This is a genomic window from Caballeronia sp. LZ033 (assembly GCF_031451265.1).
GTDB lineage: Bacteria > Pseudomonadota > Gammaproteobacteria > Burkholderiales > Burkholderiaceae > Caballeronia.
This window is the reverse complement of sequence record NZ_JARUXQ010000053.1, coordinates 1-460: the sequence shown is the minus strand read 5'-3', so window position 1 is coordinate 460 and position 460 is coordinate 1. Positions and strand designations below refer to the sequence as shown.

Here is a 460-nt window from a genome sequence, read left to right as displayed (position 1 = left end):
CGCGAGAAACTCCGTGTCGTAACGCGCCGTGCTGCTGCCGCTGGCATCGCCGCCGCTTTGAAACTGATAACTTGCGCCGACGATCAGGTACTCGCGGTTATCGGCCGTTCGTGGACAACCTGTCAACGTGAACAGATAGCCCGGCGCGAAGGCGCGAATCCTGGTGTGACCATGAGCGCTTTCGCTACCGGTCTGCTCTTCTTCGAGCCGCACGCGCGAGTAATGGTTGCCCTCGTCGCCATTGACATAGCCGAGTTGCCAGTTGTACTTCTCGTACGAGCCGTGTTCATCGCTGAGCGGGTTGGCCTGCTGGCTTTGCAGGTCCGCCTTGGGCTTGCGGAAGTCGTAGTCATCGACGACGTAGCGGCCCGTGGTGACATTGTCCTCGGTGTGCCAGCGATCGACGCCTTCGGTCTCGGGCAGCGCAATCTGATCGGGCGCGAGATAAGGGAGCGAGGCG

The 460-nt window shown here is 61.5% G+C and carries 1 protein-coding gene; it reads right to left on the bottom strand.

The features are described 5' to 3' along the window. Positions 1-460 (bottom strand): contractile injection system protein, VgrG/Pvc8 family (locus QCE62_RS35150; protein ID WP_309928037.1); only part of this gene is annotated, 460 nt, incomplete at both ends.